This window comes from Methylobacterium frigidaeris, assembly GCF_022179185.1.
Classification (GTDB): domain Bacteria; phylum Pseudomonadota; class Alphaproteobacteria; order Rhizobiales; family Beijerinckiaceae; genus Methylobacterium; species Methylobacterium frigidaeris.
This window is the reverse complement of the sequence record NZ_BPQJ01000427.1, coordinates 1-222: the sequence shown is the minus strand read 5'-3', so window position 1 is coordinate 222 and position 222 is coordinate 1. Positions and strand designations below refer to the sequence as shown.

Here is a 222-nt window from a genome sequence, read left to right as displayed (position 1 = left end):
GAGAACATCGGCATGACCCTGGGCATCATGCCGGTCGCGGGCCTTCCCCTGCCCTTCGTCTCCTACGGCGGTTCGTCGATGTTCGCGGTGTGGGTGGCGGTGGGGTTGTTGCAGCCGATCAGAGTCCAACGCCCCATGTCGGCGTAGGCCCCCGGCGGTTGGGCGGGAGGGGGTGCGTTGTCGGCTGGGGTTCCTTGCCCGCGGGGATGCCGGGTCGGTTGG

At 69.4% G+C, this 222-nt stretch carries 1 protein-coding gene; it reads left to right on the top strand.

The features are described 5' to 3' along the window. Positions 1-12: 12 nt before the first annotated feature. Entirely contained in the window at positions 13-147 is a 135-nt protein-coding gene (locus MFF64_RS38520; RefSeq protein WP_369010736.1) for an FtsW/RodA/SpoVE family cell cycle protein, read from the top strand. The last annotated feature ends 75 nt before the right edge of the window (positions 148-222 follow it).